The following is a 21,774-nucleotide window of genomic DNA, read 5'->3' on the forward strand; positions in this document are numbered from 1 at the left end:
CGCCTACCGCCCGCCGTTGTAGGGCCCGTACGGCCCGTCGCTGCTGCTGCCGCCGCGGCGCGGTCCGCCGCCCGAGACCTGCTTGAGGGCGGGGCGCACGTCCACGAAGAAGACGATGCTGGCCACCAGGCCCGCGATCTGCAGGAACAGCATCCCGAGGAAGAAGTCGACCAGGACGGTCACGCCCAGGATGACCAGCCAGAAGGTCTTGGTCTGCTTCTCGGCGGCCCGGTACGCGTCCTCGCGCGCCAGCAGCGCCAGCACGAAGGCCGCGACGGCGAGCGCCAGCATGGCGTAGCCGAGCAACGGGAGCACCCCGTTATCGAACCCCTGCATCAGCATCGTCTCGACCGCCTTCTCGCATCCGGCACCACTGACTCCACGCTACCGCCGGAGCCGCCTTCCCAAACGACAACGAACCGGGCACCCGCCGGGTGCCCGGCCCGGAATCGGGTCGTTCAGCTCTCCTCGCCGGGCGTGGCGGCGGCCTTCTTGGCCGTGCCGCGGCGCGCGGTGGTCTTCTTCGCGGCGGGCTTCTCCTCGGCGGAGGCCTCGGCCGGCTCCGCGTCCCCGGCCTGCTCCGGCTCCTGCGTCGCGGGCTCCGGCTCGACCGCCTCGGCGATGTCGACGATCTCCTCGGCGACCTCGCCGCGCCAGGTCCGTACGGCCTGCTCGCCGTGCTCGGCGACCTTGTCGTAGGTCTCCTTCGCCCGAACGGCGTACTCGGCGGCGACGCCCACACCGCGCAGCGCGAGGTCCTGGGCGGTCTCGCCCAGCTTCTTCGGGTCGATCGACCCGAGCACCTCGGTGACCTTGGCGGTGACGGCCTCCTGCACGGCCTTCGGGTCGGTGTTCTTCACGGCCTCGATGCGCGCGGGGGCCTCGGCGCGCAGCTGCTCGATGAGCGCGGGCACCTTCTTGGCCTGCTGGACGGCGAGGTCGGCCGTGCCGGCGGCGAAGTAGAGGGGGGTGGGGTCCTTGAGAGTCTTCTTCAGGTCATCGGCGATGGCCATGTGCGGGTCCTCCCGGATCACAGTCAGTTCGTAGGGGGCATCGCCGCGTCGTCCCCGGCGCCGGCGTTCGCGCTCGCGTCCGCGTCCGCGCCGGGAGCCTCGTCGGCCTCCAGCGCGTTCTCCTTGCGGAACGCGTCGTAGATCTGGAGCAGCACCTGCTTCTGCCGCTCGTTGATCGACGGGTCGGAGAGGATGACGGCCCGCGTCTCCACCTCGTCCCGGTCCCGCTCGTCGAGGATCCCGGCCTGCACGTACAGCGTCTCCGCGGAGATCCGCAGCGCCTTGGCCAGCTGCTGGAGGATGTCCGCGCTCGGCTTGCGCAGCCCGCGCTCGATCTGGCTCAGGTACGGATTCGACACCCCCGCCGCCTCGGCCAGCTGCCGCAGCGAGAGCTGGGCCTGCCGCCGCTGCTCACGGAGGTATTCGCCGAGGTTTCCGACGTTGAGCGATGCCATGCCCCGATCCTGCCGCACCCTGCTAACTATTGCAAGCGGCTGCTTGCAATAGCTCCCACACCGCCGGGGTGCGGGCACCCACCTTTTTGTGGGTACTTGGCGGCCGGCCGGCGCCGGGCGAAGCTGGTCGAGGCGGACGGGAAGGCCCCGGACCACGGGAAAGCCGGAGAGCCGGAAGGGCGGGTGACGGCATGAGGGTCCAGGAGGTTCAGGAGGCCGGCCGGGCCGCGGCGAGCTTCTCCAGGCGGCGATGGCCCCAGTCGGACAAGGGCGCCACCGCCTCGGCCAGTTCGCGCCCGAACGCGGTCAGGGAGTACTCGGTCTTCAGCGGGAGCACGTCGTGCACCTCCCGGTGCACGATCTCGTCGGCCTCCATCTCCCGCAGCGCCTGAGTCAGCACCTTCTCGCTGAGGCCCGGCAGCCGGCGCCTCAGCTCGCCCGGACGCTGCGGACCGGACTCCAGCAGCCAGAGCAGGGCCGTCTTCCACTTCCCGTCGATCACGGCGATCGCGGCGGTCACCCCACAGACATCCAGGTCCTGGGCGCGGCTGCGCGTCATCCTCGTCCCCCTCCGCACGACTTTTGTTATGGATTACTCATATTTCCATGGGAGTTGAGTCATGTCTTCGAACACCGGACAGCAGCCCGCAGTGACCGTACTCGGCCTCGGCCCGATGGGCCGGGCCCTGGCGGGCGCCTTCCTGGACGCCGGCCTGCGCACCACGGTCTGGAACCGCACCCCCGGCCGCGACCAGGAGCTGGTCGTGCGGGGCGCCGTCGGCGCCCGGTCCGCCGAGGAGGCGGTCGCCGCGAGCCCGCTGACCGTGGTCTGCGTGGTCGACTACGACGCCGCCGACGCGATCCTGCGGCCCGGGGCCGTCACCGGCGCGCTCAAGGGCCGCACCCTGGTCAACCTGAGCGCCGACACCCCGGCCCGGGCCCGGGAGAGCGCCGCCTGGGCGGCCGGGCACGGCATCGACTACCTCGACGGGGCGATCATGACCCCGGCCCCGACCATCGGAACCCCGGACGCGGTGTTCCTCCACAGCGGCCCCCAGGACCTCTACCACCGGCACCGGCCGGTGCTGGACGCCCTGGGCGGCACCCACACCCACCTCGGCGAGGACCCCGGCCGGGCGGCGGCGTACGACATCGCGCTGCTCGACATCTTCTGGACCGCGATGGCGGGCTACGCGCACGCCCTGGCCCTGGCGAAGGCCGAGGGAGTCACGGCCCGCGAACTGGCCCCCTTCGCCCAGGGGATCGGCGCGATCCTGCCGCCGCTCTTCGAGGAGTTCGCCGAGGACGTGGACAGCGGCGGCTTCTCCGGCGCGATCAACCCGCTGACCTCGGCTGCCTCGTCCATGGCCCACATCATCCACACCTCCGAGGCGCACGGCATCGACGCCGGCGTGATGCGCGCGACCGAGGGCCTGGCCCGCCGGGCGATCGGCCTCGGCCACGGCGGCGACGGATTCATCCGCGTCGCCGAACTCCTCGGCAGGTCCGCCGGAAAATAAATCCGGCGGGCTGTCACATCCGCCCGGGCCGCCGGGTCATAGGGGTGTCGAACGCAAGAGAGACCGCCCCGAAGGAGCCCGCAATGTCCACCACCGCCACCGTCATCACCCTCGTCGCCGCTTTCATGGCCGGCTTCTCCGGCATCTCGATCTTCGCCGGCGCCAAGTTCACCCTCGAGCCGCTCGCCCAGTACGGCGTCCCGCGCGGCTGGTGGAACTGGCTCGGCGCCGCCAAGGTCGCGGGCGCCGTGGGCCTCCTCGCCGGGTTCCTCGTCCCCGCCATCGGGATCGCCGCCGCCATCGGGCTGGTCCTCTACTTCACCGGCGCCGTCATCACCGTCCTGCGGGCCCGCGCCTACGGCCACGCGATCTTCCCGGTGATCTACGCCGCCCCCGCCGTCGCCGTCCTCGCCCTGGTCTGAGACAAGGGCGGGGACGGCGCGAGCCGGACCCGACTCAGCCCTCCAGGGCCGCCAGGTCCAGCCCCTTCAGGCGATCCGGGTCCGCCAGGACGTCGATCGCCACGATCTTCCCGCCGACGACCGTGAAGGCCATGACCGACACCGCCTTCGCCTTCGGCACGACGACCACGCCGGCAGCGCCGTTGACCAGCGCCGGGCGTACGAACGGGCTGAGCACCCGGTAGGTGACCGCCTGGCTCGCCACCGCCCGCGCACCGGTGAGCACCACCGTCGCCCGGCCGCCCACGCCCCCGTCGGAGCGCAGCACCACATCCGGGTCGAGCACCGCGACCAGCGCCTCGAACTCCCCGTCCCGCGCGGCGGCGAAGAAGGCGTCCACCGCCTCCCGCTGCCGGGCGAGGTCCGCGTCGGGAGCCGGAGCCTGCCCCTGCACCTTGCGCCGGGCCCGGCTGGCGAGCTGCCGGGTCGCGGCGGCGGACTTCTCGATCAGCGGGGCGATCTCGTCGAACGGCACCGCGAACATGTCGTGCAGGACGAACGCCAGCCGCTCCGCCGGCGCCAGCGACTCCATCACCACCATCAGCGCCAGCCCGACCGAGTCGGCGAGCAGCACCTCGTGCTCGGGATCGATCCGCCGCTCGGAGCCGATGAGGGGATCGGGGATCCGCGTCTCCAGCCGCTCCATCGGGTCCTCGCGCCGCTGCTCACGGGCGCGCAGCAGGTTGAGGCACACCCGCGAGACCACGGTCGTCAGCCACCCGCCGAGGTTCTCTATCGCGCTCACGTCGGTGCGGCTCAGGCGCAGCCAGGTCTCCTGGATGGCGTCGTCGGCCTCGCTGAGCGAGCCGAGCATCCGGTAGGAGACCGCCCTGAGATGGCTGCGGTGCTCCTCGAAACGCCCGGTCAGCTCAGATCTGTCGGCGTCCAGGTCCATGCGTCAATCCCTCCCCCACCGCCGGATCACGGCAGCATCCGTCCGATCACCACGGTCGCGTACAGCTCCTCCGAGGTGACGGCCCGCACCACGAGCCCGCCCCCGGTCAGCGCGGACGCCGTCAGCGGCGCCTGCCGGGCACTGGTCTCGATCAGCAGGTGCCCGCCCGGAGCCAGCCACTGCCCCGCCGCCTCCGCCACCCGGCGGTGGACGTCCAGGCCGTCCGAGCCCCCGTCGAGGGAGACCAGCGGCTCGTGGTCGCGGGCCTCGGGCGGCATGAGCCCGATCTCCTCCGTCGGCACGTACGGGGCGTTGACCACCAGTACGTCCACCCGCCCCCGCAGCTGCGCCGGGAGCGCCGCGTACAGGTCGCCCTCCCACACCGTGCCCCCGTACGGGGCCACGTTGCGCCGGGCGTAGGCCAGCGCGCCCGGGTCGATGTCGGCCACGTGCAGCTCGACCCCGCCCGGGACCTGGGCGGCGACCGCCGCGCCGAGGGCGCCGACCCCGCAGCACAGGTCCAGCACGACCGCGCCGGGCCGGGCCAGCTCCAACGCTTCCTGGACGAGGAACTCGGTGCGCCGGCGCGGTACGAAGGCCCCCGCGCCCACCTCCACGCGCAGCCCGCAGAACTCCGCCCAGCCGACGACGTGCTCCAGCGGTTCGCCCTCCACCCGGCGGGCGACCATGCCCTCCAGCTGTCCCTCGTCGGCGGCGGCCGCGACCAGCAGGTCCGCCTCCTCCTCCGCGAAGACGCAACCCGCGGCGCGCAGCCGTTCAACAATCGATGTCACGTAGCTCAATCCTCTTGGTCTTCCACAACAGTGGCATCCGTGGACGCCGGTCGCGACGATAGGCCGCCGGGTACGGACCGCTCCGCCCGGGAGGCCGGGTCCGTCATGTCGCCCGCGGGTCCGCGGCTCAGAACACGTCCGGGCACCACGGCCGGCGGGCGGTACGGAACACCGCGTCCGCCAGCGCCACGGCACCCGGCCGCTCCTCCGCCACTTGGCCCAGCGCCGCCAGCCGCACCGCCGACGCGTCGCCCAGGTACAGGGAGCCCAGCGCGGACACGTCCAGCCGCAGGTCGGCCGGCTCCTCGGTACGCGTGCACGCGCCGGTGCCCGCGTCCAGCCGGTAGCGGCCACCCGCCGGGCCGGCCGGGTCGGTGACGTCCAGGACGAGCACCCCGGGCACGGCGTACGTCCGCGCGCCCAGCGCCCGTACGACGTCCAGCAGGCGCACCCACAGGAAGTCGGCGGCCGACACCGGCCGGGCCGCGCGCGCGTCGGGCAGCAGCTGCGGCAGCAGGTCGTCGGGGGCACGGTTGCCGGTGCGGACCTTCAGCACCCAGTCGATGGAGCACAGGAAGTGCCACAGCGCCCGCTCGGCCTGCGGGGTGAGCGCGAGGAAGTCCCGGACGTGGACGGTGTTCAGCGGGGTCTTGGAGTCCGTCCAGTGGTCGTCGGCCTGGTAGGCGGCGAGCCCGGCCACCTCGCCCGCCGCGTCCCGGTACACCGCGTACATCTTCTCCTTGTACGGGCGGTGGGACATCTCCTCCAGGCCGGTCGTCAGGCTCCACCAGCGCTCGTCCCGGTCGATGACGCCGTGGCGGGCGGCCCGCAGCCGCTCGTGCAGGGCCGGTCCCACCCGGCGCACCTCGGCGGCGTCGACCAGGTCGAGCCGGCCGCCGTCGACCGGCGCGGGCCGGCTCCGGTCGAGGCCGGTGCGGGTGACGTCGACCTCCCACTCGGCGTGGACGGTCGCGGGCCCGTAGCCGTAGCGCCCGTAGATCGGGTACTCGGCGGCGATCAGGGTGGACAGGACGTCACCGCGCGCGTGGGAGGCGGCCAGTTCGGCCTCCATCATCCGCGTCAGCAGGCCCTGGCGGCGGTGGGTGGGCAGCACGGCGACGTTCGAGAGCGCGCTGCACGGGACGGCGGCCCCGCCGGGCACGGTCAGTTCCTGGGCGAAGGAGCGGAAGGTGGCGACGCACCGCCCGGTCTCCTTGTCGAAGGCGCCCTGCATCCGGGCGAGGTCGTCGTTCGCGGCGCGCTGGGCCACATCGGATTCGGTGGGCGGGCCCGGGATCAGGAAGCCGGTCTTCAGCGTGGTCAGCCAGGCGGGGAGTTCGGAGGCGGCGATCGGCCGCACGTCAGCGCTCATGACCGGCCACGCTAACCGCCGCCACCCGGCCCGGTCGCCCGAATTTCCGCCCGCCCGGGCGGCCCGGGCGCCCTACGCGAGCAGGTCGTCCACCTGTGCCTCGCCCTCCCGGTAGCGGCGGGTGATCTCCGCGCTCGAGTCGTCGGCCATCCGCTGGAGCTGCTGGCGGCGCCGCGAGACCTGCTGCTCGTAGCGGACCAGCCGGCCCATCGCGTCGTGCAGTTCGGTGTCCGTGCGCGCGTCCAGGTCGGACAGCTCCACGTCGGACAGCATCTCCGCCGCCAGCAGCCGGTACTCCTCGTTGTGCGGGGTGCCGAGGGTGACGTGCCGGGCGGAGGCGCTGCGGCGGGAAGGGGCGTCGGCGAGGATCTCCGAGAGCCGGTCCACCACCGGCGCCTCGGGGTCCGTCCGGCGGGCGAGCTCGGCGCGCAGGATGTCGATGCGGCCCTGCAGGAGTCTGCGTACGTAGCTCAGGTCGGCCTCGTCGCGCTGCGCGTCGCGCCGCAGCGCGCGCAGCTCGGGCAGGCCCAGGGCGGTGGCGGGGGTGGTCAGCCCCTCGCTCTCGCCGGTGCGCTGCGCGGGCGGTCGGACCGCGGACGCGGGTGCGTCGGCGGGTGATACGGGTGCAGGTGCGGAGGTACCAGAAGTGTTCATGCGTTCGTGTCCGTCCCCTCGACCGGTGCTGGGGGCACCGCCTGCGAGCATCGTGCCACTCTCCGTGGTCCCGACGCAGTCCCCGTCCACCCGATCGGCCCCGGACGGGTGCACGCCTGGTACACAGGTGGTATGCGAGCAGTGGTGCAGAGGGTGGACGGCGCGAGCGTGGTCGTGGCCGGCGAGACGGTCGGCGAGATCGTCGGCGAGGGTTTGTGCGTGCTGGTGGGGGTGACCCACGACGACACCCCGGAGAAGGCGGCGCTGCTGGCGCGCAAGCTGTGGTCCGTACGGATCCTGGAGGCGGAGAAGTCCTGTAGCGACGTGGACGCGCCGCTGCTGGTGATCTCGCAGTTCACGCTCTACGGGGACGCGCGCAAGGGCCGTCGCCCCACGTGGAACGCGGCCGCGCCCGGCCCGGTGGCCGAGCCGCTGGTCGAGGAGGTCGTGGCGCAGCTGCGGGCGCTGGGCGCGACGGTGGCGACGGGCCGGTTCGGCGCGGACATGCGGGTCTCGCTGACCAACCACGGCCCGTTCACCATCGTCATCGACATCTAGCCGTAGCTACGGCTACGGCTACGGCCACGGCCACGGCCACGGCCACGGCTACGGCGCTACGACGACCTCCTGCGCGGCGGCCGTCTTCCCGGCCAGCAGCAGGGCGTCGACCGGGACGTTCCGCTTCACCAGGGCGAGCGCGATCGGGCCGAGCTCGTGGTGGCGTACGGCGGTGGTGACGAAGCCGAGCTGGCGGCCGTCCTCCCCGTCGGCGGCGAGCCGTACGGGCGTCCCGTGCGCCGGGAGCAGCACCTCGGAGCCGTCCAGGTGCAGGAAGACCAGGCGGCGCGGGGGCTTCCCCAGGTTGTGGACGCGGGCGACGGTCTCCTGGCCCCGGTAGCAGCCCTTCTGGAGGTGCACGGCGGTGCCGATCCAGCCCAGCTCGTGCGGGATGGTGCGGTGGTCGGTCTCCAGGCCGACGCGCGGCCGGTGGGCCTCGACGCGCAGGGCCTCGTAGGCGAGGAGCCCGGCGGCGGGGCCGTGGGCGGCGGCGAAGGCCTCCAGCTCGGCGCGCGGGAGGAAGACGTCGCGGCCGTGGGGGGTCTCGCGTACGGCCGTCTCCTTGGGAAGCTCGGCGATCGAGCCGGCCGGCAGGTGGACGACGGCGAAGTCGGCGGTGCGGTCGGCGACTTCGACGCGGTAGAAGAACTTCATCGACTCCAGGTAGGCGATGAGCGCCTCCTGGGTGCCGGGCTCGACGTGGGCCCAGACCGTCTCGCCGTCGTCGACGAGGTACAGGGCGTGCTCGATGTGCCCGTTCGCGGAGAGGATCAGCGCCTCGGTGGCCTGCCCGGCCGGGAGGTCGCTGACGTGCTGGGTGAGCAGCAGGTGCAGCCAGCTGAGCCGGTCCGGTCCGGTGACGGTGACGACCCCGCGGTGGGAGAGGTCGACGAAGCCGCGGCCGCCGGCGAGGGCGCGCTGTTCGCCGTAGAGCTCTCCGTAGTGGGCGGCGACGCCCTCGTCACGGCCTTCGGCCGGTACGGCGCCGGGGAGATGGAGCAAGGGGCTGCTGGTCATGCCACCAGCCTACGACGCTGCTACGCCGGGCCGTCCTGGGCTGCCTGGCCGGCCTGGCCGGCCTGGCGCTTGGCGGCCGCGCACTTCTTGCACAGCCCGAAGATCGCGAAGTGCTTCATGTCGGTCTCGAAGCCGAAGGTGGCGCGCAGCTTCGCCGTGAAATCGGCGGCGATGTCCACATCGGCCTCGATGACGTCACTGCAGTCGCGGCAGACGAGGTGGATGTGGTGGTGCCGGTCGGCGAGGTGGTAGGTGGGGGCCCCGTGCCCGAGGTGGGCGTGGGAGACCAGTCCCAGCTCCTCCAGGAGCTCCAGGGTCCGGTAGACGGTGGAGATGTTGACCCCGGAGGCGGTCCTGCGCACCTCCACGAGGATCTCGTCGGGGGTGGCGTGCTCCAGGGCGTCGACCGCCTCCAGCACGAGCTGGCGCTGCGGTGTCAGCCGGTAACCGCGCTGCCGCAGGTCGCTCTTCCAGTCTGTGGTCACCACGGGGCCAGTGTATGCGCGGAAAGGGGACCGCGGTCTGCCCGCGGCCCCCTTCGTTACGGCTCCGGTGTACCCGTCGCGGCTCAGCGGAAGAAGGCGATGCCGTCTTCGGGCAGCTCCGGGAGGTTGCGCGCCATGTCGGCGATCTGCTCCGGGGTGACGACCTTCTTCAGCTGGGCCGACTTGTACGGGCGCAGCTCGACATCGGGGGTGGCCTTCTCCCCGACCCACATCAGGTCGCCGTTGACGTACCCGTAGAGGCGCTTGCCGCCGCTGTGCGGGCGAGCGGTGGCCGTACGCGCCACCGCGTCGGTGACCAGGTCGATCTGCGGCTTCTGGTGGGCCAGCTCGCCGTACCAGACCTCGACGACGCCCTGGTCGCGGACCATGACGATCTCGACCTTGCGGTCCTTGTCGATGCGCCAGTAGCCCGCCTCGGACTCCAGCGGGCGCACCTTGTTGCCCTCGGCGTCGAGCACCCAGGTATGCGAGTGGTACTCCAGGAAGTCCCGGCCGTCGTGGGTGAAGACGACTTCCTGGCCGAAGTTGCACTTCTCCTCGCCGGGGTAGTCGAAGACGCCGGCGCCTTCCCAGGTACCGAGGAGGAAGGCGAGGGGGACGAGGCCCGGGTTCAGGTCGGACGGGATCTGGATCATGGTTGGCTGCTCAGGCGATCTGTGGGAGGGGTTCCGGGGCGGTCGGCTGGGCGGATGCTCAGCGCTGACCCTGGTACAGCTTCTTGACGGCCAGGCCGGTGAAGGCCATGACGCCGACGCAGACCAGGACCAGCAGGGAGGTGAAGACTGCCTCAAGCACGGGGTGCTCCTCGGAGGTTTCGGTGCGGTGTACGGGGCCGGTCCCCAAGCCTACTGGCCCGGGGACCGGCGCACGGTGTGAGGTAGGCCGTACCGCTCAGTGGAGCAGCTGGTCCTGGAGGCGCCCGCCCCTGAAGGCGCTCGCGCCAGACACGGCCACGATGGACAAGGCGATCAACGCCGCCCGCCGGCACAAGACGGCAGTCGTGCACACCACGATCACGTTGACACATCGCGGCGTTTCAGTCCTCAGGACGCCGCTTTCCGTCCAGTTCGTCCCACCACTCGTCCGATTTCGGATCCCCCGAGGGGTCGTCCCACCAGCGGTCGTCCGGGCCCCGGCGGTTCGCGACCATCGCGGCGACCGGCGGGATGACCATGGCGACCACGCACAGCGCGACCGCGGCCTCCACCGAGAACAGGCGCACGAAGGACCAGGCGGAGACGAAGAGGAACAGGCATCCGCCCATGAGCAGGAAATAGGCGCGCCGACGCCGGGCGTACATGCCTCCAGCGTAGGGCCGGCCCCTGCGATGACAAGGCGTGGACGGCGCGAAGGGCCGCACCCCGTTCCAGTGGCGTCCAACCCCCGGGGGTGCGGCCCTTCGGCCGGTTCAGCGAATCGCTCAGACGGCGATGGCGACGTCCGTCACGCCGCCGGCCTCGGCGACCACGACGGCGCGGTCGGCCTGGGCACCCGGGACGAGCGCGCGCAGCGTCCAGGAGCCGGTGGCGGCGTAGAAGCGGAACTGACCGGTCGCCGAGGTCGGGACCTCGGCGGTGAACTCGCCGGTCGAGTCCAGCAGGCGGACGTAGCCGCTGATGGGCTCGCCGTCCTTGGTCACCTGGCCCTGGATCGCGGTCTCACCGGGCTTGAGCGTCGAGAGGTCGGGCCCGCCGATCTGTGCTCCACACATGTTCTCTGTCCTGTCCTAGAGAGGTTCTGCTGCCTACGGGGCGGGCGTCGCGTGCCCGGCCGGGATTACTTGTTCGGGCCGAGCTCGATCGGCACGCCGACGAGCGAGCCGTACTCGGTCCAGGAGCCGTCGTAGTTCTTGACGTTCTCCTGGCCCAGGAGCTCGTGCAGCACGAACCACGTGAGCGCGGAGCGCTCACCGATGCGGCAGTAGGCGATGGTGTCCTTCGCCAGGTCCACCTGCTCGGCCTGGTAGAGGGCGGTCAGCTCCTCGTCGGACTTGAAGGTGCCGTCGTCGTTGGCGTTCTTCGACCACGGGATGTTGCGGGCGCTCGGGATGTGACCCGGACGCTGCGACTGCTCCTGCGGGAGGTGCGCCGGGGCGAGCAGCTTGCCGCTGAACTCGTCGGGCGAGCGCACGTCGACCAGGTTCTTCGTGCCGATCGCGGCGACCGCGTCGTCACGGAAGGCGCGGATCGAGGTGTCCTGGGGCTTGGCCTTGTACTCGGTGGCCGGGCGGTTCGGGACGTCCTTGCCGTCGACCAGGTCGCGGGAGTCGAGCTCCCACTTCTTGCGGCCGCCGTCGAGGAGCTTGACGTCCTGGTGGCCGTAGAGCTTGAAGTACCAGTAGGCGTAGGACGCGAACCAGTTGTTGTTGCCGCCGTAGAGGACGACGGTGTCGCCGTTGGAGATGCCCTTGGCGGAGAGGAGCTTCTCGAAGCCCTCCTGGTCCACGAAGTCGCGGCGGACCGGGTCCTGGAGGTCCTTCTTCCAGTCGATCCGGACGGCGTTGGTGATGTGGTTCTTGTCGTACGCGGACGTGTCCTCGTCCACCTCGACGATGACGACGTCGGCGTCGTTCAGGTGGGCCTCGACCCAGTCGGCGTCTACGAGGACGTCGCTGCGGCTCATGGTGTTCTCCTCCGGGGCAGTGTGCGGCGGGGCTGTGCTGGTGCTGCTGCGAAGCGGGCTGTGCTGGTGCGCGCCGTTCCGGGTGCGGCTCTCGGGCCCTGCGCGGGGAGGCGTCAGGGGGACAGGAGGCTTATGCGGTGCGGTGCGGTCACGCGGGATGAAGGGCCGTCGTCCGGCCGGTGGAGCGGAAGGCTCACACCTCACATGGAGCGACAGAGCATGGCGGCGACGCGACACAGGTCTACTGCCCGCCGCTTCGTGAGGTCCGCCTGCTGATGCTTCATAGGCATGGATCGTAGGGACGAACCGGCCACCCTGTCACCGGCGTGTCATATATCGAGACAGGATCGTCCGTATAGCGGGATGAGAAAGCCCCGGACGGCCGCCTCGCGGCCCTCCGGGGCTCCTCGTGCGGCCCGTCCTTCTGCGGATCGGACCGCGCCGTCTCACGATCCGGCCAGTGACACGTCCGTCCCGCTCAGCGTGAGGTGCACACCGGAGTCGTCCGAGGTCAGCGCGGAGAGCTTGAGTCCGGCCGGCAGCCCGTCGTCGATGCGGCGGTCGAAGTCGGTCCGCTTGCGGACCGCGCTCTCGATGCCCGGGATGCCCTCGCCCGGCACGGAGTCCGCACGCACCCGGACGACCTTGCCGCTGCCCGAATCCACGAGCGCGACCGTCGACACCACGCTGCGGGTGACCGACTTGCCGAGGAAGTCCACGGTCGCGGTGACCTTCACCTTGTTCGGCGCGCCGCCGTAGGTCAGGACCACGCCGTTCTGGGAGGCCTTGGTGAGGTCCTCGTACGTGATCAGCGCGGTGCCCTGGGCCCGCTTGGCAGTGCCCCCGCTGTAGTCCCCGTTCAGCTTCACCTCGTGGAACTCGGCCTCGAGCTCCGAGAGGCGCGTCTTGCGGCCGTCGGCGGTGGCGTCCACGCCCGTCAGCTTCAGGTCGACCTGCTCCAGGTCGTGGCTGAGCGCCTGGGTCAGGAAGGGGAAACCGTGGATCTCCACCTCGGCGCTGCCCGCCAGCCCCTGCCGGGACTGGACGCGGTCGGCCAGCCGGTTCTCGGCATAGCCGACCGCCCAGCGGTCGACGCCCACGAACAGGCCCCCCAGCACCACTCCGATGATCACCACGACACGTAGAAAACGCACGTGCCCCTCCCCCTACTAGTCGGTACGTGCGTTCTAGTGGACCATGACCGGCCGTGAGGGCGATGTCAGTGCCGTAGCGGTGCGGGCCCGCCCGGCGCCCTCAGCCCACCACCCGGCCCATCAGGTAGACCGCGGGCGCAGCGGCGGCCAGCGGCAGCGCCACACCGGCCGTCATGTGGACGAACTTGGACGGGTAGTCGTACGCGGCCACGCGCAGCCCGATCAGCGCGCACACCCCGGCCGCCAGGCCGACCAGCGCCCCGCCCGCACCCAGCCCGGTCAGACCACCCACCGCGATGCCCGCACCGGCCGCGGCGGCCAGCGAGACACCGACGGAGGGCGCGGTCGGCAGCGGCAGGGCCCGCGCGAACACGGCGACCGCGACGGCCGCGGCGCCGGTGGCCACCGGCTCCCAGTCCGCCGCCAGGAAGCCGGCGCACACGATGGCCAGCGCGGCGGAGGCCACGGAGGCCATCAGCCCGTACATCCGCTCGTCGGGGTCCGCGTGGCTGCGCAGCTGGAGGACCAGCGTGAGCAGCACCCAGGCCCCGAGGGTGCCGATGATCGCGCCGGGCCCGTACGTACGGTCGACCGCGAGCACCGCTCCGTCGGCGACGAGGGCTCCGGCGAAGGCGAGGACGATGCCCTGGCGGGCCGGCCACATGCCGTTGAGGCGGAACCAGCCGGCCGCGGTGAGGCCCTGGAGGGCGATCAGCGGCACGAGGAGGGCGTACTGGCCGAGCGCCGCGGCACCGGCCAGCAGCAGCCCGAGGGCGGCGGTCAGTATGGCCGGCTGCGGACCCGGGTCGATGATCGGCGACCGGCCCTCGGCGCGGGCCTGGGCGGGGTCGACGGCGCGCAGGGTGTTGCCGCCGAGGGTCGGCGGCGAGTACTCGGCGGGCGGCCCGGGCGCGGGCTGCGCCTGCGGCTGCGGCTCCGGCGGCACCGGGGGGAGGTACGCCGTCTGCTCGGCGGCGGCGTCGGCTCCGGCCGGGGCCTGCGGGGCCGGGTCGCGGAACCAGGCCTCGGGGGCGGCGGCCTGCGGCTGCGCCTGCCCGGGGCCCGGGTAGGGCGGCAGGTACGCGGTCTGCTCGGCGGCGGCTTCGCGCACCGGGGGCAGGTACGCCGTCTGCTCGGCAGCCGCGCCGGCGGCCTCCCGGACGGGGGGCAGGTACGCGGTCTGCTCGGCAGCGGAGCCGGCGGCCTCGCGGACCGGCGGGAGGTACGCCGTCTGCTCGGCAGCCGCGCCGGCGGCCTCGCGGACCGGGGGCAGGTACGCGGTCTCGGCGGCGGAGGCGGCGGAGGCGGCGGAGGCGGCCTGCGGCTCCTCGCGGAACCAGCCCTCCGGCGCGGCCGGGGCCGGCTCCCGCACGGGCGGGAGGTACGCCGTCTGCTCGGCGGCCGAACCGTCGGGCCACGGCGCGGCCGGAGCCTGCGGCTGGGGGTACGCCTGCTGCGGCTCGTCGCGGAACCAGCCCTCGGGCACGGCGGGCTGCTGCTGCGGCTGCTGCTGTTGCTGCGGCACCGGCGGGAGGTACGCCGTCTGCTCGGCGGCCGGACCGTCCGGCCACGGCGCGGCCGGGGCCTGCGGCTGCTCGTCGCGGAACCAGCCCTCGGGCGCGGCGGGCTGCGCCTGCTGCTGCTGTTGCTGATGCTGCGGCACCGGTGGCAGGTACGCCGTCTGCTCGGCGGCCGGACCGTCCGGCCACGGCGCGGCGCCGCCACCGGTCTGCCCCCACTCCCCCTGCGGCGCGGCCGGCTGGCCGGGCACCGAGCCCAGCGGCGGGTGCACCGGCTGGTAGCCGGTCTCCCAGGTGTCGGCCTGCCAGGTCTGGGTTCCGTACGGGTCCTGCTCGGCAGCCTGCTGCTGCTGCCGCTGTCGCTGCTGTTCCTCGGGGGTGCTCATCGGTTTCCGCTCACCCGCCCGCGAACGGCGGGAGCACCTCTACGGTGCCCCCCTCGGTCAGCAGGACGGCATCGTGCGGGCGCTTGCCCACGGGCTCTTCGTTCACGAGGAAGGAGCAGCGCTGCAGGACCCGGGTCAGTTCCCCGGGATGGCGGTCCCGCACCGCGTCGAGCGCCTCGGCCAGCGTGTGCGCCGAGTACGGCTCCTCCGCCGTCTCGGCGGCGGCTTTCGCCGCCGCCCAGTAGCGGATGGTTCCGGTTGCCACTGCAGCTCCTATCGGTCGGCTCCGTCGGCTCTCTACCGTCGGCCTCCATGATGACCCCTCCGGCCCGCCACCCCGGCGTGCCTCCGCGCGCCGTACGTGCGCCCGGAAGGCCCTCGGGACCGGTGGGCGGGCTGCTCGATCCGGCGAAACCAGGGCATACGCAGGAGGAAGGCGTGGCGCGAACCACAGAATGCGGTGCACGGCAGCCCTCGGCCCCGAAAGGGCGGGTGGGCTATTCTGGCGGCGTAGAGGATCCGGGCAACGTAGCCCCCGGGTCCTTTTGTGCTTTCAGCACGTTGAACGGACCGAGAACAGTGGTATCCATCCGGACCCCAGGGCGCGGGGGCCGCGGCGGATGCCAGGCCAGGCGTACGAAGCAGTACCACGCACGTCCTCGACGGGACCGAGGAGGAACCGACGTGATGGACCAGCGAAGCAAACAGGTGCACGGACACCCGACCCGGGCAGGTGGTCGGGCATGAGCTCTCTTCTCCTGCTGACCAATGCCCTGCAGCCGTCGACCGAGGTGCTGCCCGCACTCGGCCTGCTGCTGCACAACGTCCGGGTGGCTCCCGCCGAGGGCCCGGCCCTGGTGGACACCCCGGGCGCGGACGTCATCCTCGTGGACGGCCGCCGCGACCTGCCGCAGGTACGGTCGCTGTGCCAGCTGCTGCGGTCCACCGGACCCGGCTGCCCCCTGATCCTCGTCGTCACCGAGGGCGGTCTCGCGGCCGTCACCGCCGACTGGGGCATCGACGACGTACTCCTCGACACCGCCGGCCCCGCCGAGGTCGAGGCGCGGCTGCGGCTGGCCACCGGCCGCCAGCAGCTGGGCTCGGACGACTCCCCGATGGAGATCCGCAACGGCGACCTGTCGGTCGACGAGGCGACGTACAGCGCGAAGCTGAAGGGCCGGGTCCTGGACCTGACCTTCAAGGAGTTCGAGCTGCTGAAGTACCTCGCCCAGCACCCGGGCCGGGTCTTCACCCGCGCACAGCTCCTCCAGGAGGTCTGGGGCTACGACTACTTCGGCGGCACCCGGACGGTGGACGTCCACGTACGGCGGCTGCGCGCCAAGCTCGGCCCCGAGCACGAGTCCCTGATCGGTACGGTCCGCAACGTCGGCTACCGCTTCGTCACCCCGGAGAAGGTCGAGCGGGCGGCCGCCGAGGCCGCCGCCAAGAAGGCTGCGGCGCAGGCCTCGGCACAGACCTCGGCACAGACCCCGGCACAGGCCTCTGCGCAGCCCGCGCCGCAGGCACCGGAGGACGTAGCCCGTTCGGAGGAAGCTCCTGTGACCATCCAGTCGGCCAAACACCCTGCCCAGAGGTAGGTCACCCCGCGTAGACTCCCGTGCGTGGCCAAGGTGACGCGGGATGACGTGGCGCGACTTGCGGGTACTTCTACCGCCGTCGTGAGCTACGTCATCAACAACGGACCCCGGCCGGTTGCCCCGGCCACGCGCGAGCGTGTCCTCGCCGCGATCAAGGATCTGGGCTACCGCCCGGACCGGGTCGCGCAGGCGATGGCCTCACGGCGTACCGACCTCATAGGCATGATCGTCCCGGACGCCCGCCAGCCGTTCTTCGCGGAGATGGCGCACGCGGTCGAGCAGGCCGCCGCCGAGCGCGGAAAGATGGTCCTGGTCGGGAACTCCGACTACCGGGACGAGCGCGAGGTCCACTACCTGCGGGCCTTCCTCGGCATGCGGGTGTCCGGACTGATCCTGGTCAGCCAGGGCATGAGCGAGCGCGCCGCGACGGAGATCGACGCGTGGGACGCGCGGGTGGTGCTGCTGCACGAGCGGCCCGAGGCGATCGACGACGTCGCGGTCGTCACCGACGACATCGGCGGCGCGCAGCTCGCCACCCGCCACCTGCTGGAACACGGGCACGAGTACGTCGCCTGCATCGGCGGCATCGAGAACACCCCGTCCGTCGGCGACCCGGTGGCCGACCACGTCGAGGGCTGGCGCCGGGCCATGCTGGAGGCCGGTCGGTCGATCGAGGGCCGGCTCATCGAGGCCCCGTACAACCGCTACGACGCGTACACCGTCGCCCTGGAGGTCCTGGCCCGGCCGGACCGGCCGACGGCGATCTTCTGCGCGACGGACGACCAGGCCATCGGGGTGCTGCGCGCCGCCCGTGAGCTGCGCATCGACGTGCCCGAGGAGCTGGCGGTGGCCGGCTTCGACGACGTCAAGGAGGCGGCCCTGACGGACCCGCCGCTGACGACGATCGCCTCGGACCGCCCGGCGATGGCCCGCGCGGCGGTGGACCTCGTCCTGGACGACGCCCTGCGCGTGGCCGGCTCGCGCCGGGAGCGCCTGAAGCAGTTCCCCTCCGCCCTGGTAATCCGCCGCTCCTGCGGCTGCCGCCCTTCTTAACGCGCCGCTCGCACGGCTCGGCCCTGGCGGGCCTTACCGGCTTCGCGCCGCTGCGCCGGCCTCCGGCCGTCGGGTGCCGGGCGGGCCACGGGCCCGGGTCGAGGTCGTCCTTCGCCTGCGGGTAGTGCCCGCTGCGCGGGGCTTGGTCCCCATACCCGCCCTTCCCCCGTTCCCCGGGCGCTGCCCGGACCCGCGCCTCAAACGCCGGCGGGGCTGGGTTCTCAGCAGCACATCCGCGCGGGGCTCAGCCACATCCAGCCCCGCCGGCGCTTGAGGCGCGGGGGTCCGGGGGCTGGCCCCCGGCAACGAACCCGCAGGCGCACGGCTGCCGCAGCCACAACCAGCCCCGCCGGCGTTTGAGGCGCGGGGGTCCGGGGGCTGGCCCCCGGGGGCGGGCCCGCAGGCGCACGGCTGCCGCAGCCACAACCAGCCTCGCCGGCGTTTGAGGCGCGGGGTCTGGGGCGGAGTCCCGGGAGGGCCCGGCGCGCCCTCGCCATCCCAGCGCCTCATGTCGGGCATACGCGGTTCTGTCGGGCTTCTCAGCCGGGACTCAGGAAGCTCTCATGATGCGCGGACAGAGTCGTAGCCATGACCGAGAGCTTCCGCCGCGAAGGCGAGTACCCGCAGGAGAACGGCCCGACCCAGAACGCGCCCTTCGGCGAGGACTGGCAGCGGGGGCGCGACCGGCTGGCGCGGGACGCCCGGGCGGGGGCGTATCCGCCGCCGCCCGCCTACCCGCCGGCGGCTTCGGCGCCCGGCTGGCACGAGGCGCACCAGCCTCCGGTCATCCAGGGCGAGACCCTCCCCGCAGGCCCGGCAGGGCCCGCGCACGCGGCCCGCGCCAAGCGCCCCGTCGCGCTCCTCGCCGCCGTCGCCCTCGCGGCGGCCGTGGTCGGCGGCGGGACGGCCGCCGCCGTGCAGCAGTTCCTCGGCCAGGGCGGGGCCGCCGGCGGAGGCGTGAACGGCACCAACGTCTCGCAGTCCAGCAACGGCACCGTCTCCGGCGTCTCCGAGCAGGTCAGCCCGTCCGTCGTCCGCATCGACACCCGCACCGGCTCCGGCCAGGGCACCGGCTCCGGCATCGTGCTCACCGCCGACGGCGAGATCGCCACCAACAACCACGTCATCAACGGCGCCTCCGCGATCGAGGTGACCATGAGCGACGGCAAGAAGTACCCGGCCAAGATCGTCGGCACCGACCCCGCCAAGGACCTCGCCCTGATCAAGCTCCAGGGCGCGAGCGGCCTCAAGCCCGCCAAGCTCGGCAACTCCGACGGCCTCAAGGTCGGCGACCAGGTCGTCGCCATCGGCTCCCCCGACCGCCTCACCGGCACCGTCACCAGCGGCATCGTCTCGGCACTGAACCGCGAGGTGAACGTCCCGAAGTCCGAGAGCCAGCAGCAGCAGCGGCGCCAGCAGGGCGGCGGCGGGGGCTGGCCGTTCTCGTACGACGGTCAGCAGTTCAACGGCGACACCGGCTCGAACACCACCTCGTACAAGGCCATCCAGACCGACGCCTCCCTCAACCCCGGCAACTCCGGCGGCGCCCTCGTCAACATGAACGGCGAGATCGTCGGGATGCCCTCCGCGATCTACTCCCCCTCCAACGACAGCTCCAGCGCCGGCAGCGTCGGCCTCGGCTTCGCCATCCCGGTCAACACCATCAAGGCCGACCTCGACTCCCTCCGCAAGGGCGGCACGGGCGCCAACACCGGCAGTGGCGGAAGTGGCAGCAGCGACAACGGCACCACCGGCTTCGGCACCTCCTTCTGAGACCCTGGGAGGTGCCCCGCGCACCGACCACCACCCCTGGGGGGACCCACCGTGAATCCTGCCGAAGGCGACCCGCAGCGGATTCTCGTCGTCGACGACGAGCCGGCCGTCCGTGAGGCCCTGCGCCGCAGCCTCGCCTTCGAGGGGTACGCCGTGGCGACCGCGGTCGACGGGCTCGACGCCCTCGACCAGGCGGCCTCGTACGCCCCGGACCTGATCGTCCTGGACATCCAGATGCCCCGGATGGACGGTCTGACGGCGGCCCGCCGGCTGCGCGCCAGTGGCAGCGTCACCCCGGTGCTGATGCTGACCGCCCGCGACACCGTCGGCGACCGCGTCACCGGCCTCGACGCGGGCGCCGACGACTACCTGGTGAAGCCCTTCGAGCTGGACGAGCTGTTCGCGCGCGTCCGCGCGCTGCTGCGCCGCAGCTCCTACGCCGCCCCCGCCGCCGGGGCGGAACCGGACGGGGACGCCCTCACCTTCGGCGACCTGCGCATGGACCTCGCCACCCGCGAGGTCACCCGCGGCGGACGCCCGGTGGAGCTGACCCGTACGGAGTTCACGCTGCTGGAGATGTTCCTCGCGCACCCGCGCCAGGTGCTGACCCGCGAACAGATCCTCAAGACGGTCTGGGGCTTCGACTTCGAGCCCAGCTCCAACTCCCTGGACGTGTACGTGATGTACCTGCGCCGCAAGACCGAGGCCGGCGGCGAGCCCCGCCTGGTCCACACCGTGCGCGGGGTGGGCTACGTACTGCGCGCCGGCGAGAGCGGGCCCGAGTGAGCCCGGCCGCCAGATTCCGCGGCCTGCCGCTGCGCTCCCGGCTGGCGCTGCTGGTCGCGGTCGCGGTGGCGCTGGCCGTGGCCGCGGTGGCGGGGGTGTCCTGGGTGATGGTCCGGGCACAGCTGAACGACCAGCTGAACCAGTCCCTGGTGGCCACCGACCCCAATGAGCAGGTGCTACGCACCCTGCGCGAGGGCTGCGCGACCCGCCCGGCCCAGACGGTGCCGAACATCGCCGAAGAGCTGAACGCGACGGTCCAGATCGTCACCGCCGACGGTGACCGGTGCCTGGTGGACGGGCGAACGGACCTGCCGGTCACCCAAGCCGACCAGCAGGTCGCGTCGACCCCGAACAGCAGCAGGCTGCACGACGTGACGACCGCCGACGGAGTCGACATGCGCGTCTACACCAAGTCCGCCAGTCTCCCCGGCGGCCAGCGCTTCGCGATCTCCATCGCCAAACCCCTCGCCGACATCGACAAGCCCCTGTCCACCCTGGCCTGGGTGCTGCTCCTGGTCTCCGGCGTCGGGGTCGTCGGCGCCGGTGCGGCCGGGCTGTGGGTGGCCCGTACGGGGCTGCGGCCCGTCGACGAACTCACCGGTGTGGTCGAGCACATCGCCCGCACCGAGGACCTGACGGTACGGATCCCCGAGGAGGGCGACGACGAGATCGCCCGCCTGTCACGGTCCTTCAACTCGATGACGGCCGCGCTCGCCTCCTCCCAGGAGCGCCAGGCCCAGCTGATCGCGGACGCCGGGCACGAGCTGCGTACGCCGCTCACCTCGCTCCGTACCAACATCGAGCTGCTCGCGCGCAGCGAGGAGACCGGCCGGGCCATCCCGCCCGAGGACCGCAGGGAGCTGCTCGCCTCGGTCAAGGCGCAGATGACGGAGCTGGCCGCGCTGATCGGGGACCTCCAGGAGCTGTCGCGCCCGGACGCGGCCCCGCACGGGCCGCTGGGGGTGGTGGCCCTGCACGAGATCGCCGCCTCGGCCCTGTCCCGGGCCCGGCTGCGCGGTCCCGAGCTGGTCTTCACCTCGGCCCTGGAGCCCTGGTACGTGCGGGGCGAGGCGGCGGCGCTGGAGCGGGCGGTGGTCAACGTCCTGGACAACGCGGTGAAGTTCAGCCCGCCGGGCGGCGCGGTCGAGGTGTCGCTGCGGGCGGGCGAGCTGACCGTACGCGACCACGGCCCGGGCATCCCGGCGGAGGACCTCCCGCACGTCTTCGAGCGGTTCTGGCGCTCCCCGTCGGCCCGCGCCCTGCCCGGCAGCGGGCTGGGCCTGTCGATCGTGGCCCGTACGGCGGCCCGCGCGGGCGGCAGCGCGGAACTGCGCGCCGCGCCGGACGGCGCCGGCGGCACGGAAGCCCTCCTCCGCATCCCGGGCGCCCCCACCCCACCGCCGTCGCAGATGACGGGCTAGGCGGTCAGCCGTCGCCTGACCTCCGCCGCGAACTGCACCGAACCAGCCGCGGCCAGCCGGTCCAGCAGTCCGTGCAGATCGCGCGGCTCCCGCGCGTACCGGGCGGCCTGCTCGCTCAGTACGCCCGACACCCGCCGCGGCGCCAGCCGCAGCGAGCACGTGGCGGCCCTTCAGGTCGTTGCCCATCACCGGGATCAGCTGCTCGTAGCCGGCAAC

The 21,774-nt window shown here is 72.8% G+C and carries 27 protein-coding genes; 8 read left to right on the forward strand and 19 right to left on the reverse strand.

What is annotated here, in order from left to right; translation table 11 throughout:
* Nucleotides 1-3: 3 nt before the first annotated feature.
* The 4 genes from OOK34_RS10520 to OOK34_RS10535 all read right to left on the reverse strand — a co-directional run bounded on the left by OOK34_RS10520 (nt 4) and on the right by OOK34_RS10535 (nt 2,027).
* Nucleotides 4-342 carry a DUF2516 family protein gene (locus OOK34_RS10520; RefSeq protein ID WP_267033600.1) on the reverse strand — a complete coding sequence of 113 codons (339 nt, stop codon included), beginning with the start codon at nt 340-342 and terminating at the stop codon, nt 4-6.
* Between the two features lie 116 nt (nt 343-458).
* A complete protein-coding gene (locus OOK34_RS10525) occupies nt 459-1,013 on the reverse strand; it encodes a hypothetical protein (RefSeq protein ID WP_267033601.1) in 555 nt (184 codons plus the stop codon).
* Between the two features lie 23 nt (nt 1,014-1,036).
* Nucleotides 1,037-1,468, reverse strand: coding sequence for a helix-turn-helix domain-containing protein (locus OOK34_RS10530; RefSeq protein WP_267033602.1), 432 nt, complete (start codon nt 1,466-1,468; stop codon nt 1,037-1,039).
* A 208-nt stretch (nt 1,469-1,676) separates the two neighbouring features.
* A complete protein-coding gene (locus OOK34_RS10535) occupies nt 1,677-2,027 on the reverse strand; it encodes a helix-turn-helix domain-containing protein (RefSeq protein WP_267033603.1) in 351 nt (116 codons plus the stop codon).
* Nucleotides 2,028-2,088: 61 nt separating this feature from the next.
* Between OOK34_RS10535 and OOK34_RS10540 the strand changes: the two genes are divergently transcribed.
* Nucleotides 2,089-2,988, forward strand: a complete 900-nt coding sequence (locus tag OOK34_RS10540) for an NAD(P)-dependent oxidoreductase (protein ID WP_267033604.1) — start codon at nt 2,089-2,091, stop codon at nt 2,986-2,988.
* An 83-nt stretch (nt 2,989-3,071) separates the two neighbouring features.
* Entirely contained in the window at nt 3,072-3,410 is a 339-nt protein-coding gene (locus OOK34_RS10545) for a DoxX family protein (RefSeq protein ID WP_267033605.1), read from the forward strand.
* A 34-nt stretch (nt 3,411-3,444) separates the two neighbouring features.
* Here OOK34_RS10545 and OOK34_RS10550 read toward each other — a convergent pair whose 3' ends face one another.
* The 4 genes from OOK34_RS10550 to OOK34_RS10565 all read right to left on the reverse strand — a co-directional run bounded on the left by OOK34_RS10550 (nt 3,445) and on the right by OOK34_RS10565 (nt 7,164).
* Nucleotides 3,445-4,344, reverse strand: coding sequence for a sigma-70 family RNA polymerase sigma factor (locus OOK34_RS10550; protein WP_267033606.1), 900 nt, complete (start codon nt 4,342-4,344; stop codon nt 3,445-3,447).
* Between the two features lie 26 nt (nt 4,345-4,370).
* Nucleotides 4,371-5,147, reverse strand: a complete 777-nt coding sequence (locus OOK34_RS10555) for a putative protein N(5)-glutamine methyltransferase (protein ID WP_267033607.1) — start codon at nt 5,145-5,147, stop codon at nt 4,371-4,373.
* Nucleotides 5,148-5,265: 118 nt separating this feature from the next.
* Nucleotides 5,266-6,510 (reverse strand): GNAT family N-acetyltransferase, encoded by a 1,245-nt coding sequence (locus tag OOK34_RS10560; protein WP_267033608.1) that lies wholly within the window; start codon nt 6,508-6,510, stop codon nt 5,266-5,268.
* A gap of 72 nt (nt 6,511-6,582) precedes the next feature.
* Entirely contained in the window at nt 6,583-7,164 is a 582-nt protein-coding gene (locus OOK34_RS10565; RefSeq protein ID WP_267033609.1) for an AmfC protein, read from the reverse strand.
* Nucleotides 7,165-7,296: 132 nt separating this feature from the next.
* Here OOK34_RS10565 and dtd point away from each other — a divergent pair, with 132 nt between their 5' ends.
* Complete coding sequence (dtd, locus tag OOK34_RS10570; RefSeq protein ID WP_267033610.1) at nt 7,297-7,722, forward strand: D-aminoacyl-tRNA deacylase; 426 nt, start codon at nt 7,297-7,299, stop codon at nt 7,720-7,722.
* A gap of 48 nt (nt 7,723-7,770) precedes the next feature.
* Here the strand turns inward: dtd and OOK34_RS10575 are convergent, their stop codons facing one another.
* The 10 genes from OOK34_RS10575 to OOK34_RS10615 form a co-directional block, all read right to left on the reverse strand.
* Complete coding sequence (locus tag OOK34_RS10575; protein ID WP_267033611.1) at nt 7,771-8,739, reverse strand: folate-binding protein YgfZ; 969 nt, start codon at nt 8,737-8,739, stop codon at nt 7,771-7,773.
* Nucleotides 8,740-8,759: 20 nt separating this feature from the next.
* Nucleotides 8,760-9,227, reverse strand: coding sequence for a Fur family transcriptional regulator (locus OOK34_RS10580; RefSeq protein ID WP_267033612.1), 468 nt, complete (start codon nt 9,225-9,227; stop codon nt 8,760-8,762).
* An 80-nt stretch (nt 9,228-9,307) separates the two neighbouring features.
* Nucleotides 9,308-9,880 carry an FABP family protein gene (locus OOK34_RS10585; protein WP_267033613.1) on the reverse strand — a complete coding sequence of 191 codons (573 nt, stop codon included), beginning with the start codon at nt 9,878-9,880 and terminating at the stop codon, nt 9,308-9,310.
* Between the two features lie 401 nt (nt 9,881-10,281).
* Complete coding sequence (locus OOK34_RS10590) at nt 10,282-10,545, reverse strand: DUF3099 domain-containing protein (protein ID WP_267033614.1); 264 nt, start codon at nt 10,543-10,545, stop codon at nt 10,282-10,284.
* 120 nt (nt 10,546-10,665) lie between these two features.
* On the reverse strand, nt 10,666-10,956 hold the full coding sequence (locus tag OOK34_RS10595; protein WP_267033615.1) for a DUF1416 domain-containing protein: 291 nt from the start codon (nt 10,954-10,956) through the stop codon (nt 10,666-10,668).
* Nucleotides 10,957-11,021: 65 nt separating this feature from the next.
* The gene (locus OOK34_RS10600; protein ID WP_267033616.1) at nt 11,022-11,867 is read right to left on the reverse strand and encodes a sulfurtransferase; all 846 of its coding nucleotides are present in this window, start codon (nt 11,865-11,867) and stop codon (nt 11,022-11,024) included.
* Between the two features lie 200 nt (nt 11,868-12,067).
* A complete protein-coding gene (locus OOK34_RS35485) occupies nt 12,068-12,157 on the reverse strand; it encodes an Ms5788A family Cys-rich leader peptide (protein ID WP_353962230.1) in 90 nt (29 codons plus the stop codon).
* Nucleotides 12,158-12,313: 156 nt separating this feature from the next.
* Nucleotides 12,314-13,021, reverse strand: a complete 708-nt coding sequence (locus OOK34_RS10605) for a DUF2993 domain-containing protein (RefSeq protein WP_267033617.1) — start codon at nt 13,019-13,021, stop codon at nt 12,314-12,316.
* A 100-nt stretch (nt 13,022-13,121) separates the two neighbouring features.
* Nucleotides 13,122-14,546, reverse strand: coding sequence for a hypothetical protein (locus tag OOK34_RS10610; RefSeq protein WP_323183480.1), 1,425 nt, complete (start codon nt 14,544-14,546; stop codon nt 13,122-13,124).
* A 391-nt stretch (nt 14,547-14,937) separates the two neighbouring features.
* A complete protein-coding gene (locus OOK34_RS10615; RefSeq protein ID WP_267033618.1) occupies nt 14,938-15,192 on the reverse strand; it encodes a MoaD/ThiS family protein in 255 nt (84 codons plus the stop codon).
* Nucleotides 15,193-15,670: 478 nt separating this feature from the next.
* Here OOK34_RS10615 and OOK34_RS10620 point away from each other — a divergent pair, with 478 nt between their 5' ends.
* The 5 genes from OOK34_RS10620 (at nt 15,671) to OOK34_RS10640 (ending at nt 21,558) form a co-directional block, all read left to right on the forward strand.
* Nucleotides 15,671-16,525: a response regulator transcription factor gene (locus tag OOK34_RS10620; protein ID WP_267033619.1), complete on the forward strand. Its 855-nt coding sequence runs from the start codon at nt 15,671-15,673 to the stop codon at nt 16,523-16,525.
* A 24-nt stretch (nt 16,526-16,549) separates the two neighbouring features.
* Nucleotides 16,550-17,578 (forward strand): LacI family DNA-binding transcriptional regulator, encoded by a 1,029-nt coding sequence (locus OOK34_RS10625; RefSeq protein WP_267033620.1) that lies wholly within the window; start codon nt 16,550-16,552, stop codon nt 17,576-17,578.
* Nucleotides 17,579-18,166: 588 nt separating this feature from the next.
* Entirely contained in the window at nt 18,167-19,351 is a 1,185-nt protein-coding gene (locus tag OOK34_RS10630) for a S1C family serine protease (protein WP_267033621.1), read from the forward strand.
* A gap of 51 nt (nt 19,352-19,402) precedes the next feature.
* Complete coding sequence (locus OOK34_RS10635; protein ID WP_267033622.1) at nt 19,403-20,137, forward strand: response regulator transcription factor; 735 nt, start codon at nt 19,403-19,405, stop codon at nt 20,135-20,137.
* Complete coding sequence (locus OOK34_RS10640) at nt 20,134-21,558, forward strand: cell wall metabolism sensor histidine kinase WalK (RefSeq protein WP_267033623.1); 1,425 nt, start codon at nt 20,134-20,136, stop codon at nt 21,556-21,558. The genes OOK34_RS10635 and OOK34_RS10640 overlap by 4 nt, the downstream gene beginning before the upstream one ends.
* On the opposite strand, the gene OOK34_RS10645 is transcribed toward OOK34_RS10640, so the two are convergent.
* A complete protein-coding gene (locus OOK34_RS10645) occupies nt 21,555-21,689 on the reverse strand; it encodes a hypothetical protein (RefSeq protein WP_267033624.1) in 135 nt (44 codons plus the stop codon). The genes OOK34_RS10640 and OOK34_RS10645 overlap by 4 nt on opposite strands.
* Nucleotides 21,690-21,774 lie beyond the last annotated feature (85 nt).

The sequence above is a fragment of the Streptomyces sp. NBC_00091 genome (assembly GCF_026343185.1).
In the GTDB taxonomy this organism is placed as follows: domain Bacteria; phylum Actinomycetota; class Actinomycetes; order Streptomycetales; family Streptomycetaceae; genus Streptomyces.

Coding starts and splice junctions, on each gene's coding strand:
- OOK34_RS10560 (WP_267033608.1), bottom strand. CDS start 6,510: ATGAGCGCTGACGTGCGGCCGATCGCCGCCTCCGAACTCCCCGCCTGG.
- OOK34_RS10590 (WP_267033614.1), bottom strand. CDS start 10,545: ATGTACGCCCGGCGTCGGCGCGCCTATTTCCTGCTCATGGGCGGATGC.
- OOK34_RS10530 (WP_267033602.1), bottom strand. CDS start 1,468: ATGGCATCGCTCAACGTCGGAAACCTCGGCGAATACCTCCGTGAGCAG.
- OOK34_RS10620 (WP_267033619.1), top strand. CDS start 15,671: ATGAGCTCTCTTCTCCTGCTGACCAATGCCCTGCAGCCGTCGACCGAG.
- OOK34_RS10565 (WP_267033609.1), bottom strand. CDS start 7,164: ATGAACACTTCTGGTACCTCCGCACCTGCACCCGTATCACCCGCCGAC.
- OOK34_RS10630 (WP_267033621.1), top strand. CDS start 18,167: ATGACCGAGAGCTTCCGCCGCGAAGGCGAGTACCCGCAGGAGAACGGC.
- OOK34_RS10545 (WP_267033605.1), top strand. CDS start 3,072: ATGTCCACCACCGCCACCGTCATCACCCTCGTCGCCGCTTTCATGGCC.
- OOK34_RS35485 (WP_353962230.1), bottom strand. CDS start 12,157: ATGCCTATGAAGCATCAGCAGGCGGACCTCACGAAGCGGCGGGCAGTA.
- OOK34_RS10525 (WP_267033601.1), bottom strand. CDS start 1,013: ATGGCCATCGCCGATGACCTGAAGAAGACTCTCAAGGACCCCACCCCC.
- OOK34_RS10550 (WP_267033606.1), bottom strand. CDS start 4,344: ATGGACCTGGACGCCGACAGATCTGAGCTGACCGGGCGTTTCGAGGAG.
- OOK34_RS10600 (WP_267033616.1), bottom strand. CDS start 11,867: ATGAGCCGCAGCGACGTCCTCGTAGACGCCGACTGGGTCGAGGCCCAC.
- OOK34_RS10520 (WP_267033600.1), bottom strand. CDS start 342: ATGCTGATGCAGGGGTTCGATAACGGGGTGCTCCCGTTGCTCGGCTAC.
- OOK34_RS10575 (WP_267033611.1), bottom strand. CDS start 8,739: ATGACCAGCAGCCCCTTGCTCCATCTCCCCGGCGCCGTACCGGCCGAA.
- OOK34_RS10595 (WP_267033615.1), bottom strand. CDS start 10,956: ATGTGTGGAGCACAGATCGGCGGGCCCGACCTCTCGACGCTCAAGCCC.
- dtd (WP_267033610.1), top strand. CDS start 7,297: ATGCGAGCAGTGGTGCAGAGGGTGGACGGCGCGAGCGTGGTCGTGGCC.
- OOK34_RS10585 (WP_267033613.1), bottom strand. CDS start 9,880: ATGATCCAGATCCCGTCCGACCTGAACCCGGGCCTCGTCCCCCTCGCC.
- OOK34_RS10535 (WP_267033603.1), bottom strand. CDS start 2,027: ATGACGCGCAGCCGCGCCCAGGACCTGGATGTCTGTGGGGTGACCGCC.
- OOK34_RS10540 (WP_267033604.1), top strand. CDS start 2,089: ATGTCTTCGAACACCGGACAGCAGCCCGCAGTGACCGTACTCGGCCTC.